Here is a 25,642-nt window from a genome sequence, read left to right as displayed (position 1 = left end):
GTGTTGCCCCCGGTGAGGGGGTTGGCGAAGCGACACGAGGTGCGCGAAGCCTGGGGGAGAGCTTCATTTCAGGGAACCAGCTTCCACTGGCCCTTTTCCATCCGCACCACGACTACCGCGCGCTGGTCGGAGCCATAACGGTTGTCCGGCTTGAAGTTGTAGACGCCGTGCGTACCCACCAGCTCCTTCGTGCCGACGATCGCATCGCGCAGCGCCGTGCGGTAGGCGGGCGTGCCGGGCTCGCCCTTGGTGCGCGAGGCGGCGTCGGCCAGCAGCAGGTAGGCGTCGTAGGCATAGGACGAGAAGGCATCGGTGGGCGCGACGCCATGCGCCTTCTGGTAGGCGCCGCGAAAGTTCATCGACACCTTCTTGATCGGGTTGTCCGCGGCGAGCTGGTCGGCCACCAGCACCGGGCCGCTGGGCACCTGCAGGCCTTCGATCGATGCGCCGCCGACGCGCACGAAGTCGGCATTGATCAGACCGTGCGTGCCGTAGATCTGGCCCTTGTAGCCGCGCTCGGCAAGGGCGAGGTAAGGCAGCGCACCCGGCGTGCCGGAGTTGCCGGCGAACACCGCATCGGGACGGCCCGAGACGATCTTCAGCACCTGGCCCGCCACCGACGAATCGCTGCGCGCATAGCGTTCGTTGGCCACCACCTTGATGCCGGCGGCGTCGGCGCTCTTCACGAGCGAGTCGTAGGCCAGGTCGCCCAGCGCATCCGAGAAACCGATGAAGGCCACCGTCTTCACGCCCGACTTCTTCATGCGCTCGACCACGCCGGCCACCATCAGCGGGAAGGGCTGCGACACGGTCACGGTCCAGGCGCCCTCGGGGCCGGGAATGGTGACCGGCGTGGGCGAGATCAGCGGCGTGTTGAGCTCGCGCGCCACGGCGGCGATGGCCATCGCGCTGGGCACGCCCGAGGTGCCTATCAGCACGTCGACCTTGTCCTCGACCACCAGCTTGCGCGCATTGCGCCCGGCGGTGGTGGGGTCGGAGGCGTCGTCGAGCACGATCAGCTCGACCTTGCGGCCGGCCAGCATCGGATGTTCGGCGATGGCGGCGCGGATGCCCTTCTCGTAGGGAATGCCGAGCGCGGAGATCGGGCCCGAGAGCGAGCTGATGAAGCCGATCTTGAGGTCGGCGGCCGTAGCCTGCGCGGCAGCCAGCGCAATGGCCGTGAGGCCGGCAAGTTGAAGAAAGGTTCGCTTCATCTCAGTCATCCAATAAGGCATGTTCGTTCGGGGAACACCGCGGAACCGGCTCTGCCGGGCCGCTGGTGTTGCCCATGGCGAGGGGGTTGGCGGCTACACGAAGTGAGCAAGCCTGGGGGAGAGCTTCATCCTTTCAGGGCACCAGCTTCCACTGGCCTTTCTCGAGCTTGACCACTACGCGCGAGCGCTCGTCCGAGCCGTAGCGGTTGTCGGGCTTGAAGTTGTAGACGCTGTGCGTGCCGACCAGCTCCTTGGTGCTCACGATCGCGTCGCGCAGCGCCACGCGGTAGGCCGGTGTGCCGGGCTCGCCCTTGGTGCGCTGCGCCGCGTCGAGGAAGAGCAGCCAGGCGTCGAAGGTGTAGGCCGAGAAGGCGTCGGTCGGCGCCGCGCCGTTGGCCTTCTGGTAGGCCGCGCGGAAATCCATCGAGACCTTGCGGATCGGATTGGCGTCGGGCAGCTGCTCGGCCACGATCACCGGGCCGGTGGGTGCCAGGAGGCCCTCAACCGAGGTGCCGCCCACGCGCACGAAGTCGGGGTTGATCAAGGCATGCATGCCGTAGATCTGGCCCTTGTAGCCGCGCTCCGACAGCGCGAGGTAGGGCAGCGCGCCCGGCGTGCCCGAGGTGCCGGTGATGACCGCATCGGGACGCAGCGCGACGATCTTCAGCACCTGGCCGGTGACCGAGGCGTCGGCGCGCGCATAGCGCTCGTTCGATACCACCTTGATGCCGGCCGGCTCGGCGCTCTTGGTCAGCGCGTCGTAGACCAAGTCGCCCCAGGCGTCGGAGAAGCCGATGTAGCCGACCGTCTTCACGCCCGACTTCTTCATGCGCTCGACCACCGCGCTCACCATCAGCGGCGCGGGCTGCGGCAGCGTGACCATCCAGGCGCCCTCCTCGCCGGGCAGGTTGGCATTGGCGATCGAGATCAGCGGCGTCTTGGTTTCGCGCGCCACGGCGGCGATGGCCAGCGCACCGGGCGAGCCTGCCGTGCCGATGATGACGTCGACCTTGTCCTCGTCGATCATCTTGCGCGCGTTGCGCGCGGCGGTGGACGGGTCCGACGCGTCGTCGAGCTGCACCAGCTGGATCTTGCGCCCGCCCAATTCGGACTTGTAGGCCAGCGCGGCCTTCATGCCCTTCTCGTAGGGAATGCCCAGCGAGGACACCGGCCCGGAGAGCGAGGTGATGAAGCCGACCTTGTAGTCGGCGGCCCAGGCACTCGCGGCGCTCAACGCACCGAGGCCGAGGACGACGCCCGCCAGGACGCGGATGGGGCTTGGAACTTTCATGACAATCCTCCTTGGGTTGAACTGAGCCTTAACATGATTTATGAAATGTTTAGACCTAAACTATGCTAGCGAGCCGATGCGGCGATGACAAGAGAAACAACCAGGGGTTTCTTCGTAGAGCGCGCGATGCACCGCTACAGCGCGAGACTGCCCACGCTGGTGCCGCCGCACACATAAAGAACCTGGCCGGTGACGAAGCTGTTGGCCGGGTCGACGAAGAAACGCACGGCCCGTGCCACATCGGAGGATTCGCCGAGGCGCTGCACCGGCACCGAGGCGGCGAGCGCGCGTTCCTTGTCGCTGCCGGCCTCCACCACGTCGTAGAACATGTCGGTGCGAATCGGTCCGGGCGCCACCACGTTCACGGTGATGCCGTCGGCCGCGAGCTCGAGCGCCCAGGTGCGCGCCATGCCGAGCATGCCGGCCTTGGTGGCCGAATAGTTCGTTCGCGTGGCCAGGCCGACCGCTGCGCGCGAGGACAGCAGCACCACGCGGCCGAAGCGCTCGGCACGCATCGCCGGCAGGGCCGCCTGCACCAGCTGGATCGCGCAGCCCAGGTGCAGCTCGACCAGCGCATCCAGGTCGTCGAGCTTCGCGTCCTCAAGCAGCGCGGGACGGATCACGCCGGCGTTGTGGACCACGGTCCGCACCTCGAAGCGACGCGCCATCTCGCGCGCGGCCTCGGCCGTGGCGGCGCGGTCCATCAGGTCGACCTCGATGTTGAACAGCTTGGGATGGTCGATCTCGCAGCGGCGCCGCGCCAGCGACACCACCTCGTAGCCCTGCGCGAGCAGGTCCGCGCAGATGGCCTTGCCGATGCCGGCACTGCCGCCGGTCACGGCGGCGACGGGATGCGCGAGGTTCATGGCGCAGCTCCCACCAGCGCCAGCACGCGCAAGGGACTGCCGCTGCCCTTCTCGATCTTGAGCGGCGGGCAGATCAGCACCGCGCCGGCCGGCGGGAGCAGGTCGAGGTTGCTGAGGCACTGCAGCCCGTAGCGCCCTGCCCCGTGCATGTAGTAGTGGCAGGGATAGGGCGGGCGCAGGTGGTAGCCCTGGCCGGCATCGGTGCCGATGGCTTCCGAGCCGAAGCCCAGCACCTCGCGCTGCTCGACCAGGAAACGCACGGCCTCGGTGCTCGGGCCCGGCGTGTGCTGTCCGGTCTCGTCGAAGTTCTGATACGCCTCGGGGTCCTGGCGCTTCGACCAGTCGGTGCGCATCAGCGCCCAGGCACCCTTCGGGATGCGGCCGTGCTTCGCCTCGTAGCGCTCGATGTCTTCCACCGTCAGCAGGTAGTCGGGGTCGGTCGCCGACTGGGCGGAGCAGTCGATCACGCAGGCCGGCGCCACGAAGTGCTGCACCGGAATCGTGTCGACCGAGTTGTTCGGCAGCTCGCGGCCCGAGATCCAGTGGATCGGCGCATCGAAGTGCGTGCCCGTGTGCTCGCCGCAGGAAAAGTTGTTCCAGTACCAGCCAGGTCCGCGCTCGTCGTACTTCGACACCTCCTCGATGCGGAAGGGCCAGCACTGGCCCATCTCGGGCGGCAGCGCGATCTGCGGGAACTCGGGCGAAAGCGTCTGCGTGAGGTCGATCACGCGGATGCGGCCGCTGGCCATCGCGCCCACGAGGCCGCCGAGGATCTCGGCGGCGGACATCAGTTCGGTGGTTGTCGTCATCTCATCCTCCAGCTGCGAGCTCACGTTCGAGCACCTTGGGGTTGTCGCGCCAGCGCTCCAGCCACTCCTGCGCCACGTCGCCCGGGTACACGTCTTCGACGCCGTCGCGCAATGCCTTGACGATCGCGTTGGCCAGCGCGCTCGGCGCCAGCTTGGGCGGCGGCATGTGCTGGTTCCACTCGTCGTCGATCGGGCCGGGGAACAGGTTGATCACGCGGATGCCGGCCGGCCGCATCTCGGCGCGCAGGCATTGGGCGAGCGAATAGGCCGCGGCCTTGGATGCGCTGAAGGTGCCGTGCGGCGGGAAGTTGGAAAGCGCATAGATCGACAGCAGGTTGACCCAGGCCGTGGCGCTGCTCACGCCGTCGGCCGAGCGCCCCTTGAGCGCCGGGCCGAACTCCTGCGCCAGGCGCAGCAGGCCGAAGTAGTTGATGTCCATCTCGGCCTTGGCCACGTCGGTGCCGCGGCGCGCACCGATGCCGAAGTTGCGGTGCACCTCGGCGTTGTTGATCACGATGTCGACCTTGCCGCCGATCTCGCCGGCCAGCTCGCTCACCGAGCGGCCGTTGGTCAGGTCCAGCGGCACCATCGTCACCTGCGGCAGTGCGGTGATGTCTTCCAGGCCGCCCATCTTCTTCCACGGCTCGGCATGGCCGACCCAGACGATGTCGGCACCGGCCTTGACCAGTGCACGCACGATGGCCTGTCCCACTTCGGTCTTGCCGTCGGTCACGAGCGCCTTGCGGAACTTCGGATCGCTGGTCATCTCGCGCAGCATCTTGTCGTCGGCCATATGGGCACTCCCTTCGTTCGGAAAACCAATGAGGACGGCCTGTCCCGCGCGGTCGAGACGGGCGCCGACACGCACACGCGCCGGCGCCTCGCCGACCTCGCCATGCAGGTGCACCATCAGCGTCGGGCCGGCATCGAGATGCACCAGGCCCAGCCGCCAGGGCAGGCGTTCACGGAAGAACAGGTCATTGCTGTGATGCAGCGTGGTGCTGCTGACGAGCTCGCCCTCTCCGCTTTGCTCGCGCCAGTGCAGACGCGGCGAGAGGCATTTGTGGCAGGCCTCGCGCGGCGGATACTGCACCGTGCCGCAGTCCTCGCAGGTCTGCAGCTCGAAGCGGCCCTCGGCGGCCGCGGCCGTGATGCCCAGCGCGACGCGGCCGCGCGCCCAGGGCGGCAGGTTCATCTGCCGCGTGCGCAGGACGGGGTTCTTGCGCTTGGGGCGCATCAGGGGCATGGTCATCGCGCCTCCGTAGGGCCGCCCCAAGGCAGGCGCGCGGCCCCCTCGGGGCGCAGTGCCGCCGCGCAGTGGCAAACATGGGGGCTCATCATGCCGGTCTCCCTAGGATGACGGCGCCCGTGCAAAGGCAGCGGTCGTAAGTGACCATGCCGAAGCCCGCGACCAGGCCGAGTTGGGCATCGGGCACCGTGCGCGGTCCGGCGGTGTCGGTCAGTTGGCGGATCGCTTCCACCATGCCGAGGAAGCCGCCCGCCGCACCGGCCTGCCCGGCGGACAGCTGTCCACCGCTGGTATTGTTGGGAAAGCTGCCGTCGAAAGTCATCGTGTTGGCGCGTACGAAGTCCGGGCCCTCACCCTTCTCGCAGAAGCCCAGGTCCTCGAAGTGCATCATCACGATGACCGGGTAGTCGTCGTAGGTTTGGACGAAATCGAGCGCAGCGGGCTTCACGCCGGCCTGCGCATAAAGATCGTCACGATCCTTCAGCCAGCCGCCGCGCACCATCACCGGGTCGTCGGCATACGCGTTGTGTCGCTCGATCGCGCCGCGGATCACGACGTGCGCCAAGCCCAGGTCGCGCGCGCGCGCCTCGCTCATCACCAGAAAGGCTTCCGCGCCCGCACAGGGCATCACGCAGTCGAACAGGTGGATCGGGTCGGAAATCGGCCGCGCCGCCATGTACTCGTCGAGCGCGAGCGGCTTCTTGAACATCGCATGCGGGTTGCCCAGTGCGTTGGTGCGCTGGTCCACGGCGATGCGGCCGAAGTCCTCGCGCTTCGCGCCGAAGGTGCGCATGTAGTTGGCGGTGATCATCGCGAAGATCGAGTTAGGTCCGCCCGATCCGTAGGGGTAGCTCGCATCGCGCGCGAAGTTGCTGAAGCTGCCCAGCGTCTGGCGGAAAGAGTCGACGTGGTTGGTGTCGGCGCCGACGCAGGCCACGATGTCGGCATCGCCGGCCTGCACCGCACGCGCCGCGCGCCGCAGGCACATCACGCCGGATGCGCCGCCGGTCGGCATGTGGTCAAGCCAGCGCGGCGAGAGGCCCAGGTGCTGCGTCACGCCCACGGCCGTGTCGGGGGCCAGCGAGAAGCTGCTGAGGCACAAGCCGTCGATCTGCTCCTTCGGCACGCCGCTGGCTTGCACCAGCGCTTCGAGCGCCTGCCCGATGAACCAGTGCGCGGTGCGCGCCGAGTAGCGCACATAGGGCACCGTGATGGGCACGGCCACCGCGACGCCTTCGTAGGACTGCCGGCGCGTCATGCCTGCCTCTTTTTCATGGCGCGGGTGTCGATGCAATGGCCCTGCCCCGGCAGGCTCTGCGCGAGTTCACGCAACTGCCCGCGTTGGATCTTCTGCGAGGCCGTGAGCGGCAGCGCGTCGACGAAAGCCACGTAGCCCGGCGCCTTGTAGTAGGCCAGCTGCGCCAGCGCGTGCTCGACGATGCTGGCCGCGATCTGTGCGCGCGCCGACGCGTCGAGCTCCTCGCGCACCACGATGCAGGCCAGCACCTCGTCGCCGCGCACCGCATCGGGCGTGGCGGCGACGGCCGAGGCCTTCACCGCCGGGTGCTGGTTGAGCACGCTCTCGACCTCGACCGCCGAGATGTTCTCGCCGCTGCGGCGGATCACGTTCTTCTTGCGATCGACGAAGAAGAAGTTGCCCTCGGCATCGCGCCGCACCAGGTCGCCGGTGTGGAACCAGCCGCCGGCCCAGGCCTCGCGCGTGGCTTCCTCGTCCTTCAGGTAGCCGGAGAAGAAGTAGCGCCGCGGATCGTCGCCGGCGGAGCGCACCAGCAGTTCGCCCGGCGCGTCGCCAGCCACCTCCTGGCCTTGGTCGTCGAGCAGGCGGATCTCGACGTAGTCCTGCTGGCGGCCGAAGCAGCTCGTGCCCACCAGGCGCGGCTCGCGATTCGCCATCACGCAGGCGGCGGCGCCGGTCTCCGTCATGGCCCAGGCCTCGACCAGCGGGAAGCCGAAGCGCGCTTCGAAGGGCGCGTGGTTCTTGCGATCGACGCCGGCACCGAAGCCCCAGCGGATCGCGTGGTCACGGTCGGCGGGCGACGGCGGCGCCGCGAGCAGCATGGCCGGCATCACCCCGAGGTAGTGCGCGATGGTCGCGCCGCTCTCCCGCGCACTCGCGAGCCAGGTCCTCGGATGGAAGCGATCGAGCTGCACCAGGCAGCCGCCCGCGACCAGCACCACCATGGTCGAGAAGGCCATCGCGTTCATGTGGTTGAGCGGCAGCGGCGTGATGACGCGCTCCGCATCGCGACGGATGGCGCACACGCCGTCGAGCGCGGCATACCACTCGCCGGCGCGCAGGAAGTACGCATTGCTCAGCATGCAGCCCTTGGGCCGGCCGGTCGTGCCCGAGGTGTAGAGCAGCGCGCATTCGGTGTCGAGGCCGATCGGCTCGCCTGCCCGCGGCGGCGCCGTCGTGGCGGCCGGCACCGCACCGTCGGGGCCCAGGGTGCGGAAGGCGACGCCGGCCTGCACCGCCGCCGCGAGCAGGTCGGGCTCCCGCTCGGGAAGGGTCACGGCCAGGCCGATCTCGCTGTGGCCGATCAGGTAGACCAGCTCCGCCGAACGCATCTCGGCATTGATCGGCACCACGCTCACGCCCAGGGCGTTGAGCGCGAACCAGTGGAACAAGAAGGCGGGCCTGTTCTCCAGCAGCAGGCCGACACGATGGCCATGGCCCCACCCGGCCGCCGAGTAGGCGCGGCGCAGGCGCTCGACCCGATCCGCGGCCTCGCCCCAGCGGATGGCGCCGGACGCGACGCCGTAGGCTTTCGCCGTCACCGACTCGGTGAACAGGAACTCAGCCTGCGGCGTGCGGGCCGCCGTCGTGGTGAAGCATTGGTGGACGGTGCGCATCATCAGATGAACAGTTGAACGGCCGGCAGGGCGGCGTCGCAGTTGAGCAGGTTCACGCGCTTGAGCGTCATGCGCAAGGCGCCGTCCACGAGCGTGAGGTGATGGAAGAAGGTGCCGACATAGAACTGCAGCTCGTCGCCCTGCGATTCGGTGTAGTGGAACTCGGTGCGCACGACGAAGCGATTGCCGGCCTCGTTGAACTCCTCGACCGTGGGCGTCTGAAGCAGGTGATGGCAGCGGCTCGGCGGCTGCTGCGAGAAGGCGCGCGGGCTTTTGAGACGCTCGACGCGCAGGTCGCGCAATAGCTTGTCTTCGTAGAGATGCGAGGTGTGATTGACGCCGTCTTCCTGGTCGGGGATAAGCGGCACCCAGTAGAAGGCATCGTCGGTGAAGAGCGCATTCCACTCGTCGAAGCGCTTGGCGTCGAGCAGGCGCGACTCCTGCACGACGAAAGCGATCAGGTCCTGAGGCGTGACGGCCATCACATGGTCTCCGTCATGTAGCGGGCCCAGCTGCGGTACTGGTTGCGCATCGGCAGTTCGTTGGTGCCACCCGTCGTGATCTCGCCGCCCTTCAGCTCGGCGGGGTCGTAGTTCCGGTGCAGGCTGACCCACTCGTTGCCGCTCGCATGCAGGCCGGCCTGGATGCCGCGGTAGGCCTGCAGGTCGTCATGGCCGACGACCGAGAAGGGCGAGTTGATGAGCCGGTTGTACATGGTGGTGCGCGCAAGCAGCTCGGGCGGCGCGCCCTTCAGGCGGAAGGTCCAGCTTTCGATCAAGGTCTTGTCGACTGCGATCGGCTTCACCACGCGGATCGCCTGGATCGCGCCCTTGATCGTGAGGTTGGGGTAGTACACGGTGTTGTGCCGCGCCATGCCGAGGATCTGCGCGGTGCGCTCCTCGCCGTACTTCGCCTTCATCGCGTCGTCGTAGGCGGGAATCGCCTTGTACTTGCTGTGGATGCTGAAGTGCACGCCCGTGAAACTGTGGCCGTTGTCGTAGGTGCGGATGCCCATGTCCTCGAAGAACTTGTAGTCCGACATGAAGGGCACGAACTGCTCGACGGCCATGGGCTTGGGCTCGTCTTCGGGCTTGTCGGCCCACATGCGCTTGGCGGTGCCGGCCGAGGACTCGTGCGCCACCATCGGATGCATGGTGTCGTTCAGGTTCTCGACGAACATCTTCCAGTTGCACTGGTGCATGAAGCGCAGGCAGCCGCCGGCGATCTCGAGCTCGCCTTCGGGCGAGCGATCGGCCATGTTGTCGATGGAGCTCAGCGAGTCGCCGAAGTAGTCCTCGAAGTCCGGCCCCACGTCGTTGATCTTGACGAAGATGAAGCCACGGTAGCTGCGCACGTTGCGGATGGTCGTCAGGCCCTTGGCCGATTCGCATTCATGCAGCTGCGTGCCCTCGTAGCCGTTCTTGAGCGGGATCGCGAGCAGCGAGCCGTCGGTCTTGAAGGTCCAGGCGTGGTAGGGGCAGCGGAAGAACTTGCCGGTGTTGCCGCAGGGTGCCGTCACCAGCCGCGAGCCCTTGTGGGCACAGCGGTTCATCATCGCGCGCACCGAGCCGTCGGTGTGGCGCACGATGATCAGCGGCCGGCCGCCGATCTCGTTGCTGATCCAGTCGCCGGGCTTGGGAAGCTGGCTCTCGTGCCCGGCGTAGTTCCAGGTGTTGGCGAAGAAGTGTTCCTGTTCCAGCTCGAACAGTTCCCGGCTGGTGTAGAGATCGCGGTGCACGCGGTCGGGCTGCACCAGCGCACGCACGGCATCGGGGTTGTCTCGGTACGAAGTCATGTTCCTGCTGCTCCTTCAGATGTCCAGCACCAGCCGCGGCCCCTTGGCGCGCGAGATGCAGATCTGCATGACATTGCCTTCGGCCTTCTCGCGTGCGCTCAGCACGTAGTCGCGATGATCGATCTCGCCTTCGAGCACGGCCGTCGTGCACACGCCGCATTCGCCGCGCTTGCAGTCGAACATTGGGTCGCAGCCGTGTTCGATCAGGCAGTCGAGGATGCTCTGATCGGCCGGCACCGTAAAGCGCTGGCCCGACTGCGCCAGCTCCACCTCGAAGGCCTGGTCGCCCTCTTCGGCCACGGTGGTGGTGAAGAGCTCGAAGTGCACGCGGTCGTGCTCCCAGCCGCAGGCCTGGGTGCGGGCCAGCACGGCATCGAGCATCACCTTCGGTCCGCAGACGTAGACGCGGTCGCCGGCCGGGCAGTCGTCGAGCAAGGCGTCGATGTCGAGCGGGCCGCCGGCCTCCGCATCGGCATGGATGCGCAGATCGTCGCCCAGCAGCGCCTGCAGCTCGGGCAGGAAGGCCATCAGCTCTCGGCTGCGGCCCGCGTAGTGCATGCGCACGGGCGCGTCTTCGGCCCGGCGGCGTGCGGCCATGCTGGCGAGCGGCGTGACACCGATGCCGCCGGCGACCAGCACCGTGCCGCCGGGGCCGGTGTGCAGCGGGAAGTCGTTCTTCGGCGGCTCGATGGTGAGGAGGTCGCCTTCCTTCAATCGCTCGTGCATGAAGCGCGAGCCGCCGCGGCCGTCGTCTTCCTTGCGCACCGCGATCCGGTACTCGGCGGGCGCGTTGGTGGCGTTGCGCGCGGTCGCGAAGTTGATGAGCGAGTAGTGGCGCCAGTCCTGCGCACCGTCGGGCAGCTGCACCTGGACACGGATGTGGGCGCCGGCGGCGTAGCCCGGCAGTTCGCGGCCGTCGTCGGCGCGAAGCCGCAGCGTCCGGATCAGCGGATTCAGTTCGCGCGCTTCGACGACGCGCAGTTGGAGGGTGGCGGTCATGATGTTGTTCGCATCCCTTGTTCAGGCCAGCGCGTGCTGCGCCAGCAAGGCGCACAGCTTGTGCCCATGTTCATCGGCCAGCGCGGCATCGCGCAGTTCGCGCAAAGTGGCCGGCGCGAGCCCTGCGCCGGCACGCTGGAAGGCGGCCATCACCGTGTCGTAGTTGCGCAGCCCGCGTTCGTGCGTGTCGCTGTAGCCCTTGACCAGGCGCTGGCACTGCGCGACTTCGACCGCGAGTTCGGGATGGCTCACCGCGGTGGCAGCGATGCGCTGCAGCCATTCCTCGATGCGGCGGTTCTCCTCGGCATAGCGCAGCGTGGACCGGCGCCAGCGCTTCATCGCGGCGACGGTGCTGAGCATCAGGTAGCCGTGCAGCGAGCTGGTCTGGATCACGCGGCCCTTCTGCGTGAGCCGCTCCACCAGCTTGCGGGGCAGGCTCGAATTCATCAGCCAGCGCCCGAAGCCGGCCGGCAGCGTCTCGCAGATCTCCTGCAGGCGGGGGTGCATGTACTCGTTGATCGCCAGCACCTGCCCATCCTTCACGCCGGCCTCGCCGCGCACGCGATCGAAGCGCGAGGAACGGGTCTTAAGCGCTGCGACGCGGGCCGTGTCTTCGTAGGACATCCACAGCGCCAGGTGGCGCGCGGTCTCGCGCAGCAGGCGGTGGTCGTCGTTGCTCGGCAGCGCGGCGATCGCGGCCGCACGGTCGAGGTAAAGGCCTGCGTAGGCCAGGTCCTGGTAGTCGATGAGCCGGCGCACGCCTTCCAACAGCACTGGATGCGCGGCGGCGGGAAAGTCACGCTGCACGCGCTCGACCAGCGCGCGCACGGCCGGGTGCTTCGGCTGCGGCGCCGCGGCGGGCAGGTCCATCGGCGCCTCTTCCACCGCTGCGCCTTGCGCGCGCACGAAGGCGGCGCCGAAGGCTTTGAGGCTGGGCTTCACGCCCACGCCGCCGCGCTCGATGGTGGCCTCGAACTGCGCGCGGCTGAAGGGCAGCACACCCGCCCCGGCCAACGCACCGAAGAGCACCGCGCTGATCACGCTGCCCGCGTCTTCGGCCGCCTGCGCCATGTCGAAGCGGATGAAGCGCTTGGCCGCCTTGTCCGCGTGCGCGAGCAGCTCGGCGCTGTCGACGCGCCCGTCGCCCATCGCGCTTTTTTCGGCGATCGAATAGACGCGGTGCGTCGACGCGACCAGCGTCGTGCGGTCGCGTGTGACCAGCCCGCGCTGCACCGCGCGGCCGGCTTCCATCAGCTCCGAGGCCAGCACCACGTCGACGTCACCCGGCAGCGGCATCAGCGCCAGCACCGGCTTGCCGCCGTCGGCACGGGCCTGCGCCTCGGGATAGAGCTCGACGTAGTAGATGGTGGCGCCGGTGCGCTGGGCCACGCCCGGCACCGAGGTGGTCTGCGCCACGTAGCCGTTGGCCTCGCCCATGTCGACGATCCAGTCGGCCAGCACGCCGCCGCCCTCGCCGCCCATGGCCAGAATTGCGATCTTGATCGGTTGTTGTTGCGTCATCGCGTGACCATCAGAAGGCGTACTCGGCGCGGCGCTTGGCCTCGCCGCGCTGGAGCCAGCCGATCACGCCGCTGCGCACGCGTTCGCGCAAGCGGTCCCAGCCGTTCGGGTTGCTGACGATCTGTGCCTTGTAGAACGAGGGGCAAAGCACCGCGGCATGCGAGACGTCGCCGCAGTTGCCGCAGCCGACGCAGCTCTCCAGCACCGTGGCGACCGGGTCGGTGCGCAGCGGATCGGGATTGGCCTTGATCGACAGCGAGGGGCAGCCCGACAGCCGGATGCACGAGTGGTCGCCAGTGCAGGTGTCGGAGTCGACGCCGAACTTGTCGCGCACCATGCGCTTGCCCTCGGCGATCGCCTTGCGCACCAGCGGCTTCTCGCGCCGCTGCTTGTTGAGCATGCATTCGGACTGCGCGATCAGGACTTTCGGGCCCTTCTCCTTGGTGGTCAGCGCTTCCTTGAGCGCATCGCGCATGCCGGCGACGTCGTAGGTGCGGCGGATCGTCCGCACCCACTTCACGCCCACGCCGCGCACCGCGCGCTCGATCTCGTGGCCGGTGCTGCGCGTCGCGTTGTGCGCGGTCGACGACAGGATGTCCTGGCCGCCGGTGGCCGAGGTGTAGTTGTTGTCGACCACGATGGTCAGGTTGTCGCTCTTGTTGAAGACGGCGTTGGCGACGCCGCTGGTCAGGCCGTTGTGCCAGAAGCCGCCGTCGCCCATCATCGAGATCGCCCGCTTGCCCGCCGGCGCATTGAGCGCCGCGGCGCCGGCGCCGCCCAGGCCATAGCCCATGGTGGTGTTGCCGATGTTGAAGGGCGGAAGGATCGAGAACAGGTGGCAGCCGATGTCGGCGCTCACGTGATGCGGCCCCAGCTCGCGCTCCACCAGCTTCATCGCGCTGAAGATCGGGCGCTCCGGGCAGCCGGTGCAGAAGCCCGGCGGGCGTGCATGCACGTTCTCGTCCAGCGGCAGGGCCGGTTCGGGCGCGCCATCGACACCGACGTCGGCGACCTCGATCAGCGGGATCACCTTGCGCACCGGGGCGGGCACCGGCAACGGCTGCAGCCGGCCGTAGCGCTCGCCGAAGCTGCGCGCGCCCTTCAGCAGCTCGGCCGCGGTGTATTCGCCGGCCACCGGCAGCATGTCCTTGCCGTGCAGCGCCGTGGTGGAGCCGGCCTGGCGCAGGATGGTCGCGAGATTCTGCTCGACGAAGTTGGGCTGGCCTTCTTCGACGATCAAGACCGCGCGCTTGCCTTCGCAGAAGCGCAGCACCTCGCTCTCGATGACCGGGTAGGCCACGTTCATCACGTAGAGCGGCACCCGGCTGTTGCCGTAGACGTCGGCCAGGCCCAGGCGTTCGAGGGCACGCACGAGGGTGTTGTAGCTGCCGCCCTGCACGATGATGCCGATGTCGTCGGCGTCTTCCGAGAAGAACTCGTTGAGCCTGTTCTCCTCGATGAAGCGCACCGCGGCGGGCCAGCGCTCCTTCACCTTTTCCTGCTCGTGCACGAAGCTCGCCGGCGGCAGCACGATGCGGCCAACGTCGCGCTGCGGGTTCTCGAGCGCGTCCTTGATCGTGAACGCGGGCCGCCGGTTGGCGCCGGCCACGAACTGCCCGTGCACGTGGCAGGCGCGAATGCGCAGTTGCAACATCACCGGCGTGCGGCTGGCCTCCGAAAGCTCGAAGCCCTTCTTCACCGCGTCGACGATCGAGGGCAGATTGGGCCGCGGATCGAACAGCCAGATCTGCGACTTCATCGCGAAGGCGTGGCTGCGCTCCTGCATGATCGAGGAGCCCTCGCCGTAGTCCTCGCCCACGATGACCAGCGCGCCGCCGGTCACGCCGCCCGAAGCCAAGTTGGCCAGCGCGTCGGACGCCACGTTGGTGCCCACCGTCGCCTTGAAGGTCACGGCGCCGCGCAGCGGGTAGTTGACCGAGGCGGCCAGCGTGGCGGCGGCTGTGGCCTCGCTGGCGCTGTTCTCGAAGCGGATGCCCTGCTCGGCTAGGATGTCCTGGGCATCGGCCAGCACGTCCATCAGGTGCGAAATGGGCGCGCCCTGGTAGCCGGCGACGTAGGAAACCCCGGATTCGAGCAGTGCCTTGGTGACGGCCAGGATGCCTTCGCCCCGGAACAGCTCCCCCTCCGAAAGTCGGAGCTTCTTGACCTCCTCGACGAACGATCGTTCAGCCATGATGTGCCTTGTTCCTCATGACGGCGCGCGCCGCCTCATCGTGCAGCCCATATAATGTTGACAACTGAATGTATCCACAATCATGAATTACCCTAGACATGCAAGCTGCGTGCCTGGCACAGCACCGGGGGCCCTTCATGGCAACGAAGCCTGCTAAGCCGCTGCGCTTCGTCGACGATTACCTGCCGGCGCTGCTGGCACAGGCCAGCCAGCTGATCTCCACGGAATTCCACGTGGTGGCGCGCCAGCACGGTTTCTCGGTCTCCGAGTGGCGGGTGATGGCCTCGCTGGCGGGCGGCGAGCCGATCAGCATCGGCCAGCTGGCCCAGGTTACGGTGACCAAGCAGCCGACGGTGACGCGCCTTCTGGACCGCATGGAATCCAAGGGCCAGGTGGAGCGCCTGCCCCATGACAGTGATCGCCGCATTACGCTGGTGCGCATCACGCGCAAGGGCGCCAAGACGGTGGAGCACTTGATGGAGCTCGCCAGGGAACACGAACTGCGGGTGCTGGAGCCCTTCGGCCTGCTGCGCGCGGAAGAGCTGAAGACCACCCTGCGACAGATGATCGAGCTGCACGCGCACGCGCCCCAGGAGACCGAAACCGACGAGAACGAGGAGTGAACTGCGCTCAGGGGATCAGGACGGCGCGGCCACGATGCCCGCGCTGCGTGATCCATTCGAACGCCGTGGCCGCCTCGTCGAGCCGGAAACGCTTCACCTCGAGCTTCAGCCGCCCATTGCCCAGGCGCTCCAGCAATTCGGGCGCAGCGGCGCGGCCCGCGGCCTCGCGCCGGAACATGTTGAGCGGCAGCAGCGCCACGTCGCGCTGCAGCAATTGCGCGATGTCCAGCGCCAGCGTGTTGCCGGCCGTATAGCCGACCAGCACCGCACGCCCGCCGGGGGCCACGCAGGTCAAAGCCGCTTCGAGCACCGGCCCGCCGACGGTATCGACCAGGAGCGTCACCGGTTCGCCGGCCTCGGTGATCACTTCGGCGCCGGCATCGCGCGCCAGCTGCACCGCCATCGATCCGACCGCGCCGGTGGCTCCGGTCACCCGCACGCGCTCGCCGGCCTGGAGCTTCGCGATCTCGTGCAGCGCGATCCAGGCCGAGGTGCAGGGCGAGAAGAAGGCTGAACCGCGGGCCATGTCGACTTTGTCGGGAAGAAGGCCCAGCGCCTCGTCGGGTGCGTCGATCAGCTCGCGCCAGGTGCCGTCGGCCGTCGTGCCCAATCCGGCGCCGCGCAGCCAGACGCGCTGGCCCGGCGCGAAGCGCTCGCTCGCTACCACGGTGCCCGCGGCTTCCACGCCTGGTACATAAGGCAGCGGCGGATGCTTGAGAAAGCCGCCGCTCCAGACGGTGCGGTCGATATGGCCCACGGTGGCCGCGGCCATGCGCACAACGCTGCGGCCGGCGCGAGGCTGCGGATCTTCCATCTCTTCCAACACCGGCGCTGCGTCGAAAGCATGGATGCGCACGGCCTTCATGGCAGCGTCTCCAGGAAATCGAGCACCGCCGCGGCGAAGGCTTCGGGCATCTGGTCGGGCAAGGGCACCATGCCGCCGGCGATGTCGACGATGCGCGCGTGCGGCAGGTGCGCCTGCAGTTCGATTGCATGCGGCGCGGCGAAAGGATCGTCGGTGGCGCGCAGGATCAGTGTCGGCTGCTCGATCCTCCCGATGCGCTCTTCCATGCGATAGGCGGCCACGGCGCGATGGCCTTCTTCGAGCCGAGCCCCGACCATGAGCGCGTCGCGCACGAAGGCCTCCAGCAGCTCGGGCCGGCCCGGCGGATAGAAGGACTGGCGCTTCTGCCACAGCGCCGCGAGATGGCTGCCATCGTCGCTCGGCGCGACCTCGTCGATGGGCGGCCGCTCGGCGCGGGCGCGCCGGAAGGCCGCGTCGGTGTACGGCGTCGAAGACAGCACCAGCCCATGCACCCGGTCCACGAAGGAAGCGGCCAATTCGACCGCGATCACGCCACCCGTGTGATGCCCCACCACGTGCGCACGCGCAATGCCCAGCGCATCGAGCAGCTCGACCGCGATGCGCGCCCATTGCTCGATGCTCGCCGGCGCCGAGCCGGCATCGGAATCACCGAAGCCCGCGGTGTCCATTGCCACCGCCCGGAAGCGCGCGCCAAGCAGAGGAAGCACGTGCCGGTACTCGGCCCAGCTGCGCGGCGACTGGTGCAGCAGCAGCACCGTCTCGGCGCGCGGATCGCCGCAACTCGCGTAGTGCACCTGCCCGACCGACAGGTCTGCGAAGGCGCGGCGGATCTTCATCATGGCTGCGTCTTGTCGGCCGGCGGCTGCCACAGCCCCGCATGCCGGAGCATGCCCAGCGTGCGCGCAAGCACATCGCGCCGGTAGGCCGCGATATCGCGGCCTTCGTAGTCGTAGAAGCCGCTGCCGGTCTTCAGGCCCAGCCGGCCCTCGGCCACCATGCGGGCGACGATCGCCGGCGCGGCATAGCGCCCCTTGTCGATCGAGGCCGACATCTCGCGGCTCGCGTGGTGCAGGATGTCGCAGCCGCCGAAATCGATGAACTCCACCACGCCGAGCGCGGCGAAGCGCAGGCCCAGGCCGTAGCGCGTGGCCTTGTCGATTTCTTCGGCGGTGGCCGCGCCCTCCTCGATCATCCGCGCCGCCTCGTTCATCACCAGCGCCTGGAGCCGCGGCACGATGTAGCCGGGCGAAGCGCCGCAGACCACCGGGAGCTTGCCGATCTGTTCCATCAGGCGCTTGGTGCGTTCCAGCACCGCGGCATCGGTGCCCGGGTGGCAGCTCAGCTCCACCACCGGGATCACGTAGGCCGGGTTGAGCCAATGCATGTTGAGGAAGCGCTCGGGCTTCTTCACCAGCGCCGCGAGCTGGGTCACGAGGATGCTGCTGGTGGTCGAGGTCAGGATCGTGTCGTCGCGGCAATGCTGGTTGAGCTGCTCGAAGGCCTCGCGCTTGGCCTCCAGCGTCTCGGGCACGCCTTCGAAGACCAGCTCGGCCTGGGCCAGCGCGCGCGGCGCGTCGGCGGCCCCCACGAGCTCGACGCGATCGGCGATCGCGCTCACCTGGCCGGCCTCGACGACACCGAGTTGCGCGAGCCCCGTCAGGCTGGTCTCGATCTCGGCCCGCGCCTCAGTGCGCAGCTTCTGCCAGGCCTCGCCGCTGCGCGGACGCAGATCGACCAACGCGATGGGGTGGCCCGCGTAGGCAAAGGCGGTCGCGATGCCGCGGCCCATCCGGCCCGCGCCGACGGCGGCGAAGCGCGGCGCCGGTGCCTCATTCGCCATCGTGCAGCCTCTTCTTCAGCTCGGTTTTGTCGAGCCCGGCCAGGCCCAGTCGTTCGAAGGTGCGCGGGCCCTGGCGCAGGTCGCGCCCGAGGAAGCCGCCGACGATGGCCAGCAAGCCGTGCGCGATCGGCGCATCCACGCCGGCGTAGCGCGCCGCCGAGGCGAGAAAGGCCAGGCCCAGCTCGGTGTCTTCGGTGATGTAGCGATGGGCGTAGAGGTCGATGTTCTCGCGCCAGTCGCCCGACTTGACCAGCTGCTTGTGGGCGTCGCCATACATCCACCGGTCGCTGTTGTAGTGGTCAGCCAGCGGGTAGTGCGGCGCGCCATGCCCGAAGGCCTCGCGCACCGCGATGCGCTCCTGGTCGAGCCGGTCGGTCACGTCGCGCACTGCGCGCTGCGTGCCTTCGTTGTGGATGTCCCAGCGCTCGAAGTGCTGCAGCGGCGCGGCGTTCATCACCATCAGCGGCGGGTGGATCACCGGGCCGGCGTTCATCAGCGCGCCCGACAGCGCATCGCCGCAGCCATGCACGCTCGGGTAGGCCTGCCGGATCACTTCCAGCGCCTGCGCTTCCTTGCGCGCGGGGTAGACGCCGGTCGGCAGGCGGATGGCGCGGATGGTGACGTTGACCTCGCGCTCGCCATGCTTGCGCGCCAGGTAGGGCAGCGTGCCGGTCTCGGCCCAGGCGACGTCGGCGCGGCTGCCGGCCTGCTTGACGACGCGCGCCATCACGAAGCTGCCGAAGGTGCCGGGCGGCAGGAACACCACCTGGCCGTCCGCCAGGTGCGGCGCCATGGCGCGGGCGATGTCTTCCTGCGCAATGGCCGGGGTCGGGATCACGATCAGCGCCGCGCCGCGCAGGGCCTCGGCGATGTCGGCGGTCGCCAGGGCGATCGGCACCTCGCGCGCGCCGCGCGCGTCCTTCAGCATGATCGATGCGGCTTGCCGCACAGCGGCGAGCGCATCGGCGTCGCGCCGCCAGAGCCGCACTTCATGGCCGGCTTCGGACAGGTCGGCAGCGGCGGCATAGCAGCCGTGGCCGCCGCCCAGGATCGCAATTTTCATGGTCGAGAAGAAGTTGTGGGCCACGGACCGTCGATTCGCGAATCGACGGGCTCGCAGATACATTACTTTTCAACCATTCAATTGTCAACTATCAGGAACCCGACCCAGCTCCGCCATCGAATCCACAAAGCCGTCAGCGTCCACGGCGCGCACCGGCTCGCCGTGGTTGTAACCGTAACTCACCAGCACCACCGGGCAGCCCGCCGCCCGTGCCGCGCGCGCGTCGTTGCTCGAATCGCCCACTATCAAGGTGCGTGCCGGCGCGCTGCCGAGCGCTGCGCAGGTCTTCAGCAGCGGCAGCGGATCAGGCTTCTTGCGCTCGAAGGCGTCGCCGCCGAACACCACGTCGAAATAGCCATCGAGTCCCTTTGCGGCCAGCAGCGGACGCGCGAAGGCGGTCGGCTTGTTGGTCAGGCAGGCCAGGCGGATGCCGTGCGCACGCAGCGCTGCCAGCCCGTCGACGACGCCCGGGTAAACCTCCGCATGCCGGCCGTTGATGGCCAGATAGTGGTGCTGGTAGCGGCGCCACGCCTGGTCGTACAAGGCATTGTCGACTTCCCGGCCTTCGCGCACGTGGCGCAGCACCGAATGGATCAGGTGTTCCGAACCCTTGCCGATCATGGTCGCGATGGTTTCGGCCGTGACCTTGTGCAACTCGAGCCCGTCGAGCATGCAATTCAACGCGACGACGAAGTCGCCGAGAGTGTCGACCATGGTGCCGTCGAGGTCGACGATCGCGGCGTCGAAGTTCGAAAGGTGCAAGCGAGTGGAGTTCAAGGCGCGCGGTGGGAAGCCCGGGAATCGCCTTGATTCTGCCGCGTCGCGAGCAGGGCTCGCAGCGGCAGTGGCAAGCGCCAGGCCTCGGCCAACTGCGGGGCTGGTTCGAGCCGGCGGCTCGAAGGCGCAGAGACCGCGGTGAAAACCTTCCAGCGCACGGCATGTGCGAGCGTCGTTCGCCGCGCGCGGAGCAATACCTCATGGCTGCGCGCAATCTTGCGCCAGTTGACGAGGTCGAAGCTATCGATCGGGCCGCGCACGCCCAGGGCGATCAACCCCGACAGCGAGAAGTCCTCCCAGGACGCGTAGTGCGCGCGGGCTGCCTCCTGCAGGCGCCTGAGCGCAGCTTGCGCGTTCGCTCTGGACAAGTATTCGGCCGAAAAACCCAGACGCACCAGGTAGACCGCCTGCTGGATCTCCCAGGCCGCCGGATTCAGATGAACGTTCTGGATCTGCCGGGCCTCGACCACGCGCGCATCCTGCACCAGGAATCTGCAGATTTCCTCCAGGGCCGCGTACGCGTCGGAGTCGGCGACGTGACCGCTGCGCCAGGCCGCATAGGCGGCCGCCGGGAAACCAGTCCCCAGGGATCGAAGCCAGCGCTCGACGAGCCAGACGCATTCGCATCCGCGCTGCACGCGCCAATGCTGAATGAGGATGGCCTCGACCCGTTCTTTGGCAAGCGAGCTCCCCAGTTGATTGAAATCATCCCCTTCGAGCACTGCGAAATTGGCGCTCAGCAGGTAGCCGAAGAGCTGGTCCGGCGACACCGGCTCCGTGGGCCGAACTGCGATCCGCCGAGCCCGGCGGGCGACGGACTTTCCTCCCCAGGCATTCAACAGAAGAACCGCGCAGAGGGTCCACAAGGCGACAAGAGCAATCCGGAAATTCATGACGACTCCGGCTGGGCAGGCTTGATGTCTCGATGAACGACCCGTTGCGCCTGGACATACTCGACCGCCATGCAGACCTCGAGCATCAGCTGATGCGGGCTCGCATATCCAGCCGCTTGCGCGCACAGTACTTGTCGATGCGCTCACCCTCGACATGCTCGAGAAGCATGAAGGGGTGATCGTCCAGCACGCCGGTGTCCACCACCCGTGCGATACACGGATGACGAAGCGCCGCGTGGATGCGGCGCTCCTGGTCGAACCTTCGACGCAGCATTGCGGACGTGCCATCGCCTCGCACGACCTTCACGTCCAGCGTCTCGCCAGGCCCGCCATCGTCGCGCGACGCGAGAAATACATGGCCCATGCCACCGAATGCCAATTTGCCGTGGATCAGGAACGCCCCGATTCGCTTCCCGATCCACTCAGGTTCGCGTGGCTCGAAAACCATGGGAAGCGTCGCTGGAAGCTCGAGAAACCCTTCCGTTGCCTCATCCGCTTCGTCGAGAAGCGATCCCACTTCTTCCCGCAAGCGCATGTCGCTGCCGCAAGCCTGCAACACGTACTCGCGTCGCGCCGCATGCGTTTGCTCGAGTGCGCGCTCGAGAATCAGCTTCATTCGATGCCAGGAGGCAGTTTTCACCGGGAGTTCCTTCCGCGACATCGAGCTCATCGAGAGTCGTTGCTCGCCGGGTGTGATGGTGCCGGCGCCGGAAGGCGTGCGCGTACATTGCGACAATTGGTCAGGATCACCGCCGTCAAATCTGACGCAGTGCGCCTTGCGTGCAAGGCGTCTCCCGCTCGACGCAGCAGGCCTGCGCCCGGGTACGGCAAAGGCCTTCCGGATGAAGCTCAGGCTTCGGTCAGTGACTGCGCAGCCACCACCGCCTCGGTGCGGTTGCGCACGTTGAGCGCGCGGAATATCGCCGCCAAGTGGATCTTGACCGTGCCCTCGCTGATGCCCAGCGCGCGCCCGATCAGCTTGTTGGGCTTGCCCTGCGACAGCAGTTGCAGCACCTCGACCTGGCGCTCGGTGAGCACGCTGCGCAGGTGCTCGAGCGTCTGCGCCGCCGCGGCGGCCGACGCGCGCTGCGCGGCATCTCCCGCCGCCACGCCGGCCACGATGCCGGGCGGCACGGCCGACAGCATCATCGGCGGCACGTAGACGCCGCCCGCCAGCACCAGCCGCACGGCCGACAGCATGACCTCGGGCGAGTAGGCCTTCGGGATGAAGCCCAGCACGCCGCGCTCGAGCGCGCTGCGCATGATGGCGGGGTCTTCGTAGCCCGAGAGCACGATGACCGGCACCGTCGGATGGCGGCGCCGGATCTCGTCCACGTGGGCCTGGCCGTCGGCGCCGGGCATGTTCAGGTCGATCACGGCCAGGTCGATGTCGTCGGAGGCACCGGCGAGCAGTTCGTCGACGCTCATCGCCAGAACGAATTCGATGCCGGGTTCGATTTCCGACAGTTTGGCCTTGACCGCCTCGATGACGAGCCGGTGGTCGTCGGCGATCAGGATTTTCATGGCGGCCCCAACATAAGTGAACTCAACGAGTACGAAAGATAACGGCGATCGCGGCGCGCGGCAAGGCTCGCCGGCTCCACGAACGACATAGTCCCCAAGCGATATGGTGGGCCCTGGGGGGCGTTGAAAGAATGAATCCCACATCCAACGAAAAACAGGGACATCGGCATGTGCCATCGATGCAGGCGCAAACCCAAGGCTCCCGCCATCACCGAAGAATAGCGCGGGCGTTTCATGGCTCGCTTGTTCGACTGTTTCTGCGACCTGTTCTCCTATGGCCTCGAGCTCGACGCGGCGATCGCCGGCGGGCGCACGACCTTCTCGCCCGACGCGGTGCAGCGCCGCGCCCTGGATCTGCTCGAGGAGGCCCGCGTTGCAGCCGGGGTCGCGGGCATCCCGGCCCAGCGCATCGAATCGGCATCCTTCGCCATGGTCGCCTGGCTCGACGAGATCGTCGCACGCAATCCCGGCTTCGGCACCGGCGTGACGCCGCTGCAGGTGCAGCTCTTCAATTCCAACAACGCGCACAGCGAGTTCTTCCACCATCTGTCGGCGCTGCAGGCCGACGACGGCGAGGTGCGCGAGATCTACTGGCATGCGCTGGTCCACGGCTTCAAGGGCCAGTACTACTTCGAAAACGGCGACCGCGGCGAGCTCGGCAAGCTCAAGGAACTGCATGGACAGCAACTGCCGGTGCAGCCGCTCGCACCGGAGGCCCTGGCCGCAGACCGCATCACGCCCCAGCCCTACAACGTGCCCGACCCGCCGGGTCCGCGCATCCCGGAGCGGCGCGAGCGGGCGCTCCTGCGTGCCACCGGCGCGCTCGCGCTGCTGATTCCGCTCCTGTACCTGCTGGGCTCGATGCTGAACGGCCCGCGCGAGGCGCCACCCACGCTGGCCCAGCGCGTCGAGCAGCAGCTCCAGAACTACGCCTGCGCGGACCTTGCCGCCACGGTGGGCGACGGCGGCGCGACGCGCGTGAGCGGCTTCGTCTCGCTGGCGGAAGACATGGCGCGCGTGGAGCGCGAGGTACGTGCCATGCCGGGCGTGAGCGCGGCGAGCTTCCAGCTCCAGCTGCGCGTATGGCCGCACTGCGAGGTCGTCGCCATCCTCAAGCCCTACCAGGCGCGCAACCGCGACAAGCGGCACGGACTGAAGGTCGCGGCCCTCGGTGCACAGAACGGCCGGCTGCGTGAAGGCGATCTCGTGCTGGTGCAGGCCACGAACGCCGACTACGACGGCTATCTCTGGGTCGACTACTTCACGGCCGACGGCGCGGTGATGCATCTCAATGCGAACCGCGGCCAGGCCCGCCTGCGCGCCGGCGAAAGCATCGAGCTGGGCCGCGACATCCCCTCGAGCTGGCTCGTGAGTCCGCCCTTCGGCACGGTACTGGTCACGGCCCTGTCCTCCCCCACGCCTTTCAACGGAGCCGCAGAGAGGCCACCCTTCGAACTGGCCTCGGCCTATCTGCAACGGCTGCGCGAATCGCTGGCCGCCAACGAAGCGGGCGGTCGGCCGATCGCCGATGTCGTCTTCCTCGAAACCGTCTCGCGCTGAGCGGCGTCTTCCACCCTTCCATGAATGCCCTGCACCCCTTGCCCACGTACTACTGGCCGCTGCTCGCTCTGTGCCTGCTGGGGCTTCTCGCCTTCTGGTGGTTCATGCTGGGCGCGCGCTATGTCGCGCGGCGGCGGCTGCTGCGACGGCGCATCGAAGTCCTCGGCCCGCCGTCGACAGCGCCGGAGCAGGCAGCGCTCGCCGCCCTGCGGCAGGCCATCGTGCAGGCGCGCGAACTGCTTCTTCGTTCGCCGGCGCAGCGCGCGGTGCGCAATCCGCTCTATGACCAGCCCTGGTTCCTGTTCATCGGCGACGCGTCGGCCGATCTGCCCGGGCTGCTGGCCACGGCCCGCCGCGCCTCCCCGCCGCCGCTTCAATCGGAGCCCGACGCCGGCGGCGATCGCTTCTGGCGCTGGCACTTCCTGCGCTCGATGATCGCGATCGAAACCAGCCCGGGCGCGGTGCGCGAGCCGGCGTCGCGGCACGAGCGAAGCCTTTGGTACCAAGCGCTGCTGGCGCTCGCCAATCAACGCGAGCGCCTGCCGCTCAACGGCATCGTGGTCTGCGTGAGCGCCGCAAGCCTGATTGGCGACGCCCAGGCGTTGGCTGCCGATGCGACGCGCCTGCGGCAGCGGGTCGACGAAGCGGCCGAGCATCTGCGGCTGCACCTGCCCGTCTACCTGGTCGTGACCGGCCTGCAGCGGCTCGCCGGCTACGAGGTGTTCCGTAACGCATTGCCGCCCGGGGCGTTGGCCCAGGCGCTGGGGCATCGGCTGCCGGCCAATGCGGCGGGTCCCCGGCTCGACGATCTGTTCGGCCCGCTGAGCCTGCGGCTGCATGCCTTGCGCATGGGCTTGCTGCGCAGCCAGCCGGAGCCGGCGCGCCGGCTGGCCACGCACGGCTTCGTGGAGCAGTTGCGCGCATTGCAGCCCGGCCTGCGTACGCTGGCGGAACACATGTTCGACAACGGCCTCGGCCGCACGCTCGCACCGGCGCACTGGCGCGGCCTCTATCTCACCGCCGCCCCCGCGGACAGCGAGGACGACGCTTTCGTCGCCGATCTGTTCCAGCGCTTCCTGCCCGGCGACCAGCCGCTGGCGCGTGCGTAGCGATGCGGCTACTTCTTCGGCGCCGGCGGCGGCGGTGCCGGCTCGATGCGGATCTGGATCTGGCGCGCACCGAAGTTCACGCCGACCAGCAGCGGCTTGCCCGGCTCGATCGCGCGCACCTCGCGCCAGCGCGCGCGGTCGAGGTCGCGGTAGGCCGCCATCACGCCGATCGCCTTGATGTCGGCCGCCAGCGTCATCTCGAGCTTCCTGCTGTCGCCGGGCCGCAGCAGCAGCTCTTCGCGCTGGGCCATCTCGGCGCCGAGCGTGGCCTGGTCTTTCTCGAACAGCGAGAAGAAGTCGGCGGCCTCGAAGGCGCCGCTGGTCTTGAGCGCATAGACGCGCACCGTGAGCGGCGAGGCCCGCCCGCGCGCGTCGGGATTGGCATCGGCGCCGGCCGCCAGCGTCATCGCGATCGGCGTGACCACCGGCTTTGGCGGAGGCGGCGGGCTCGAACAGCCGGCGGCGAATGCGAATGCCAGCAGCAGGCCCAGGCCCGCCAGCACGCGCCGAAGCCCCGCATCGTGAAGACGTCCATAGGGCGAACGGCGTGTACCAGGGTCTCTCATGCTATTTCCTTCGTTGCATTGACCGGTCGGTGGGCATCTTTGATTATCC

The 25,642-nt window shown here is 68.3% G+C and carries 24 protein-coding genes; 3 read left to right on the top strand and 21 right to left on the bottom strand.

Features of this window, described 5'->3' with window-relative positions:
- Positions 1–68 precede the first annotated feature (68 nt).
- The 12 genes from AC3A6B_RS09160 to AC3A6B_RS09105 form a co-directional block, all read right to left on the bottom strand.
- Positions 69–1,214 carry an ABC transporter substrate-binding protein gene (locus tag AC3A6B_RS09160; protein ID WP_487836402.1) on the bottom strand — a complete coding sequence of 382 codons (1,146 nt, stop codon included), beginning with the start codon at positions 1,212–1,214 and terminating at the stop codon, positions 69–71.
- A gap of 133 nt (positions 1,215–1,347) precedes the next feature.
- A complete protein-coding gene (locus tag AC3A6B_RS09155; RefSeq protein WP_487836401.1) occupies positions 1,348–2,505 on the bottom strand; it encodes an ABC transporter substrate-binding protein in 1,158 nt (385 codons plus the stop codon).
- Between the two features lie 134 nt (positions 2,506–2,639).
- Complete coding sequence (locus AC3A6B_RS09150) at positions 2,640–3,371, bottom strand: SDR family NAD(P)-dependent oxidoreductase (protein ID WP_487836400.1); 732 nt, start codon at positions 3,369–3,371, stop codon at positions 2,640–2,642.
- Positions 3,368–4,180, bottom strand: coding sequence for a cyclase family protein (locus tag AC3A6B_RS09145; RefSeq protein WP_487836399.1), 813 nt, complete (start codon positions 4,178–4,180; stop codon positions 3,368–3,370). Before AC3A6B_RS09145 ends, AC3A6B_RS09150 begins: the two co-directional genes overlap by 4 nt.
- 1 nt (position 4,181) lies before the next feature.
- On the bottom strand, positions 4,182–5,432 hold the full coding sequence (locus tag AC3A6B_RS09140) for an SDR family NAD(P)-dependent oxidoreductase (RefSeq protein WP_487836398.1): 1,251 nt from the start codon (positions 5,430–5,432) through the stop codon (positions 4,182–4,184).
- Positions 5,433–5,517: 85 nt separating this feature from the next.
- Positions 5,518–6,687: a thiolase family protein gene (locus AC3A6B_RS09135; protein ID WP_487836397.1), complete on the bottom strand. Its 1,170-nt coding sequence runs from the start codon at positions 6,685–6,687 to the stop codon at positions 5,518–5,520.
- Positions 6,684–8,306 carry an AMP-binding protein gene (locus AC3A6B_RS09130; protein ID WP_487836396.1) on the bottom strand — a complete coding sequence of 541 codons (1,623 nt, stop codon included), beginning with the start codon at positions 8,304–8,306 and terminating at the stop codon, positions 6,684–6,686. Before AC3A6B_RS09130 ends, AC3A6B_RS09135 begins: the two co-directional genes overlap by 4 nt.
- Positions 8,306–8,785: an aromatic-ring-hydroxylating dioxygenase subunit beta gene (locus tag AC3A6B_RS09125; RefSeq protein WP_487836395.1), complete on the bottom strand. Its 480-nt coding sequence runs from the start codon at positions 8,783–8,785 to the stop codon at positions 8,306–8,308. Before AC3A6B_RS09125 ends, AC3A6B_RS09130 begins: the two co-directional genes overlap by 1 nt.
- Positions 8,785–10,098 (bottom strand): aromatic ring-hydroxylating dioxygenase subunit alpha, encoded by a 1,314-nt coding sequence (locus AC3A6B_RS09120; protein ID WP_487836394.1) that lies wholly within the window; start codon positions 10,096–10,098, stop codon positions 8,785–8,787. Before AC3A6B_RS09120 ends, AC3A6B_RS09125 begins: the two co-directional genes overlap by 1 nt.
- Positions 10,099–10,113: 15 nt before the next feature.
- The gene (locus AC3A6B_RS09115) at positions 10,114–11,097 is read right to left on the bottom strand and encodes a PDR/VanB family oxidoreductase (RefSeq protein ID WP_487836393.1); all 984 of its coding nucleotides are present in this window, start codon (positions 11,095–11,097) and stop codon (positions 10,114–10,116) included.
- Between the two features lie 21 nt (positions 11,098–11,118).
- Complete coding sequence (locus AC3A6B_RS09110) at positions 11,119–12,618, bottom strand: indolepyruvate oxidoreductase subunit beta family protein (protein ID WP_487836392.1); 1,500 nt, start codon at positions 12,616–12,618, stop codon at positions 11,119–11,121.
- A gap of 10 nt (positions 12,619–12,628) precedes the next feature.
- Positions 12,629–14,812 carry a thiamine pyrophosphate-dependent enzyme gene (locus AC3A6B_RS09105; RefSeq protein ID WP_487836391.1) on the bottom strand — a complete coding sequence of 728 codons (2,184 nt, stop codon included), beginning with the start codon at positions 14,810–14,812 and terminating at the stop codon, positions 12,629–12,631.
- 137 nt (positions 14,813–14,949) lie between these two features.
- On the opposite strand from AC3A6B_RS09105, the gene AC3A6B_RS09100 reads away from it, so the two are divergent.
- On the top strand, positions 14,950–15,435 hold the full coding sequence (locus AC3A6B_RS09100; protein ID WP_487836390.1) for a MarR family winged helix-turn-helix transcriptional regulator: 486 nt from the start codon (positions 14,950–14,952) through the stop codon (positions 15,433–15,435).
- A 7-nt stretch (positions 15,436–15,442) separates the two neighbouring features.
- Here the strand turns inward: AC3A6B_RS09100 and AC3A6B_RS09095 are convergent, their stop codons facing one another.
- The 8 genes from AC3A6B_RS09095 to AC3A6B_RS09060 form a co-directional block, all read right to left on the bottom strand.
- Entirely contained in the window at positions 15,443–16,300 is an 858-nt protein-coding gene (locus AC3A6B_RS09095) for a quinone oxidoreductase family protein (RefSeq protein WP_487836389.1), read from the bottom strand.
- Positions 16,297–17,097, bottom strand: a complete 801-nt coding sequence (locus AC3A6B_RS09090) for an alpha/beta fold hydrolase (RefSeq protein WP_487836435.1) — start codon at positions 17,095–17,097, stop codon at positions 16,297–16,299. The genes AC3A6B_RS09095 and AC3A6B_RS09090 overlap by 4 nt, the downstream gene beginning before the upstream one ends.
- Positions 17,097–18,101, bottom strand: a complete 1,005-nt coding sequence (locus tag AC3A6B_RS09085) for a 3-hydroxybutyryl-CoA dehydrogenase (protein ID WP_487836388.1) — start codon at positions 18,099–18,101, stop codon at positions 17,097–17,099. Before AC3A6B_RS09085 ends, AC3A6B_RS09090 begins: the two co-directional genes overlap by 1 nt.
- Positions 18,091–19,164: an NAD/NADP octopine/nopaline dehydrogenase family protein gene (locus tag AC3A6B_RS09080; protein ID WP_487836387.1), complete on the bottom strand. Its 1,074-nt coding sequence runs from the start codon at positions 19,162–19,164 to the stop codon at positions 18,091–18,093. The genes AC3A6B_RS09085 and AC3A6B_RS09080 overlap by 11 nt, the downstream gene beginning before the upstream one ends.
- A gap of 84 nt (positions 19,165–19,248) precedes the next feature.
- Positions 19,249–19,926 (bottom strand): phosphoglycolate phosphatase, encoded by a 678-nt coding sequence (locus AC3A6B_RS09075; protein WP_487836386.1) that lies wholly within the window; start codon positions 19,924–19,926, stop codon positions 19,249–19,251.
- 11 nt (positions 19,927–19,937) lie between these two features.
- A complete protein-coding gene (locus AC3A6B_RS09070; protein ID WP_487836385.1) occupies positions 19,938–20,834 on the bottom strand; it encodes a DUF1266 domain-containing protein in 897 nt (298 codons plus the stop codon).
- Between the two features lie 85 nt (positions 20,835–20,919).
- Positions 20,920–21,450, bottom strand: a complete 531-nt coding sequence (locus tag AC3A6B_RS09065) for a protein kinase family protein (protein ID WP_487836384.1) — start codon at positions 21,448–21,450, stop codon at positions 20,920–20,922.
- Positions 21,451–21,683: 233 nt separating this feature from the next.
- Positions 21,684–22,358: a response regulator gene (locus AC3A6B_RS09060; RefSeq protein WP_487836383.1), complete on the bottom strand. Its 675-nt coding sequence runs from the start codon at positions 22,356–22,358 to the stop codon at positions 21,684–21,686.
- Positions 22,359–22,592: 234 nt separating this feature from the next.
- Between AC3A6B_RS09060 and AC3A6B_RS09055 the strand changes: the two genes are divergently transcribed.
- Positions 22,593–23,918, top strand: coding sequence for a DotU family type IV/VI secretion system protein (locus AC3A6B_RS09055; protein WP_487836382.1), 1,326 nt, complete (start codon positions 22,593–22,595; stop codon positions 23,916–23,918).
- Positions 23,919–23,938: 20 nt separating this feature from the next.
- A complete protein-coding gene (locus AC3A6B_RS09050) occupies positions 23,939–25,027 on the top strand; it encodes a type VI secretion protein IcmF/TssM N-terminal domain-containing protein (protein ID WP_487836381.1) in 1,089 nt (362 codons plus the stop codon).
- A gap of 8 nt (positions 25,028–25,035) precedes the next feature.
- Here the strand turns inward: AC3A6B_RS09050 and tssJ are convergent, their stop codons facing one another.
- Entirely contained in the window at positions 25,036–25,593 is a 558-nt protein-coding gene (gene tssJ / locus AC3A6B_RS09045) for a type VI secretion system lipoprotein TssJ (RefSeq protein ID WP_487836380.1), read from the bottom strand.
- Between the last annotated feature and the right edge of the window lie 49 nt (positions 25,594–25,642).

The sequence above is a fragment of the Variovorax sp. Soil_C_33 genome (genome assembly GCF_057656935.1).
This window is presented reverse-complemented; position numbering and strand designations above follow the sequence as displayed.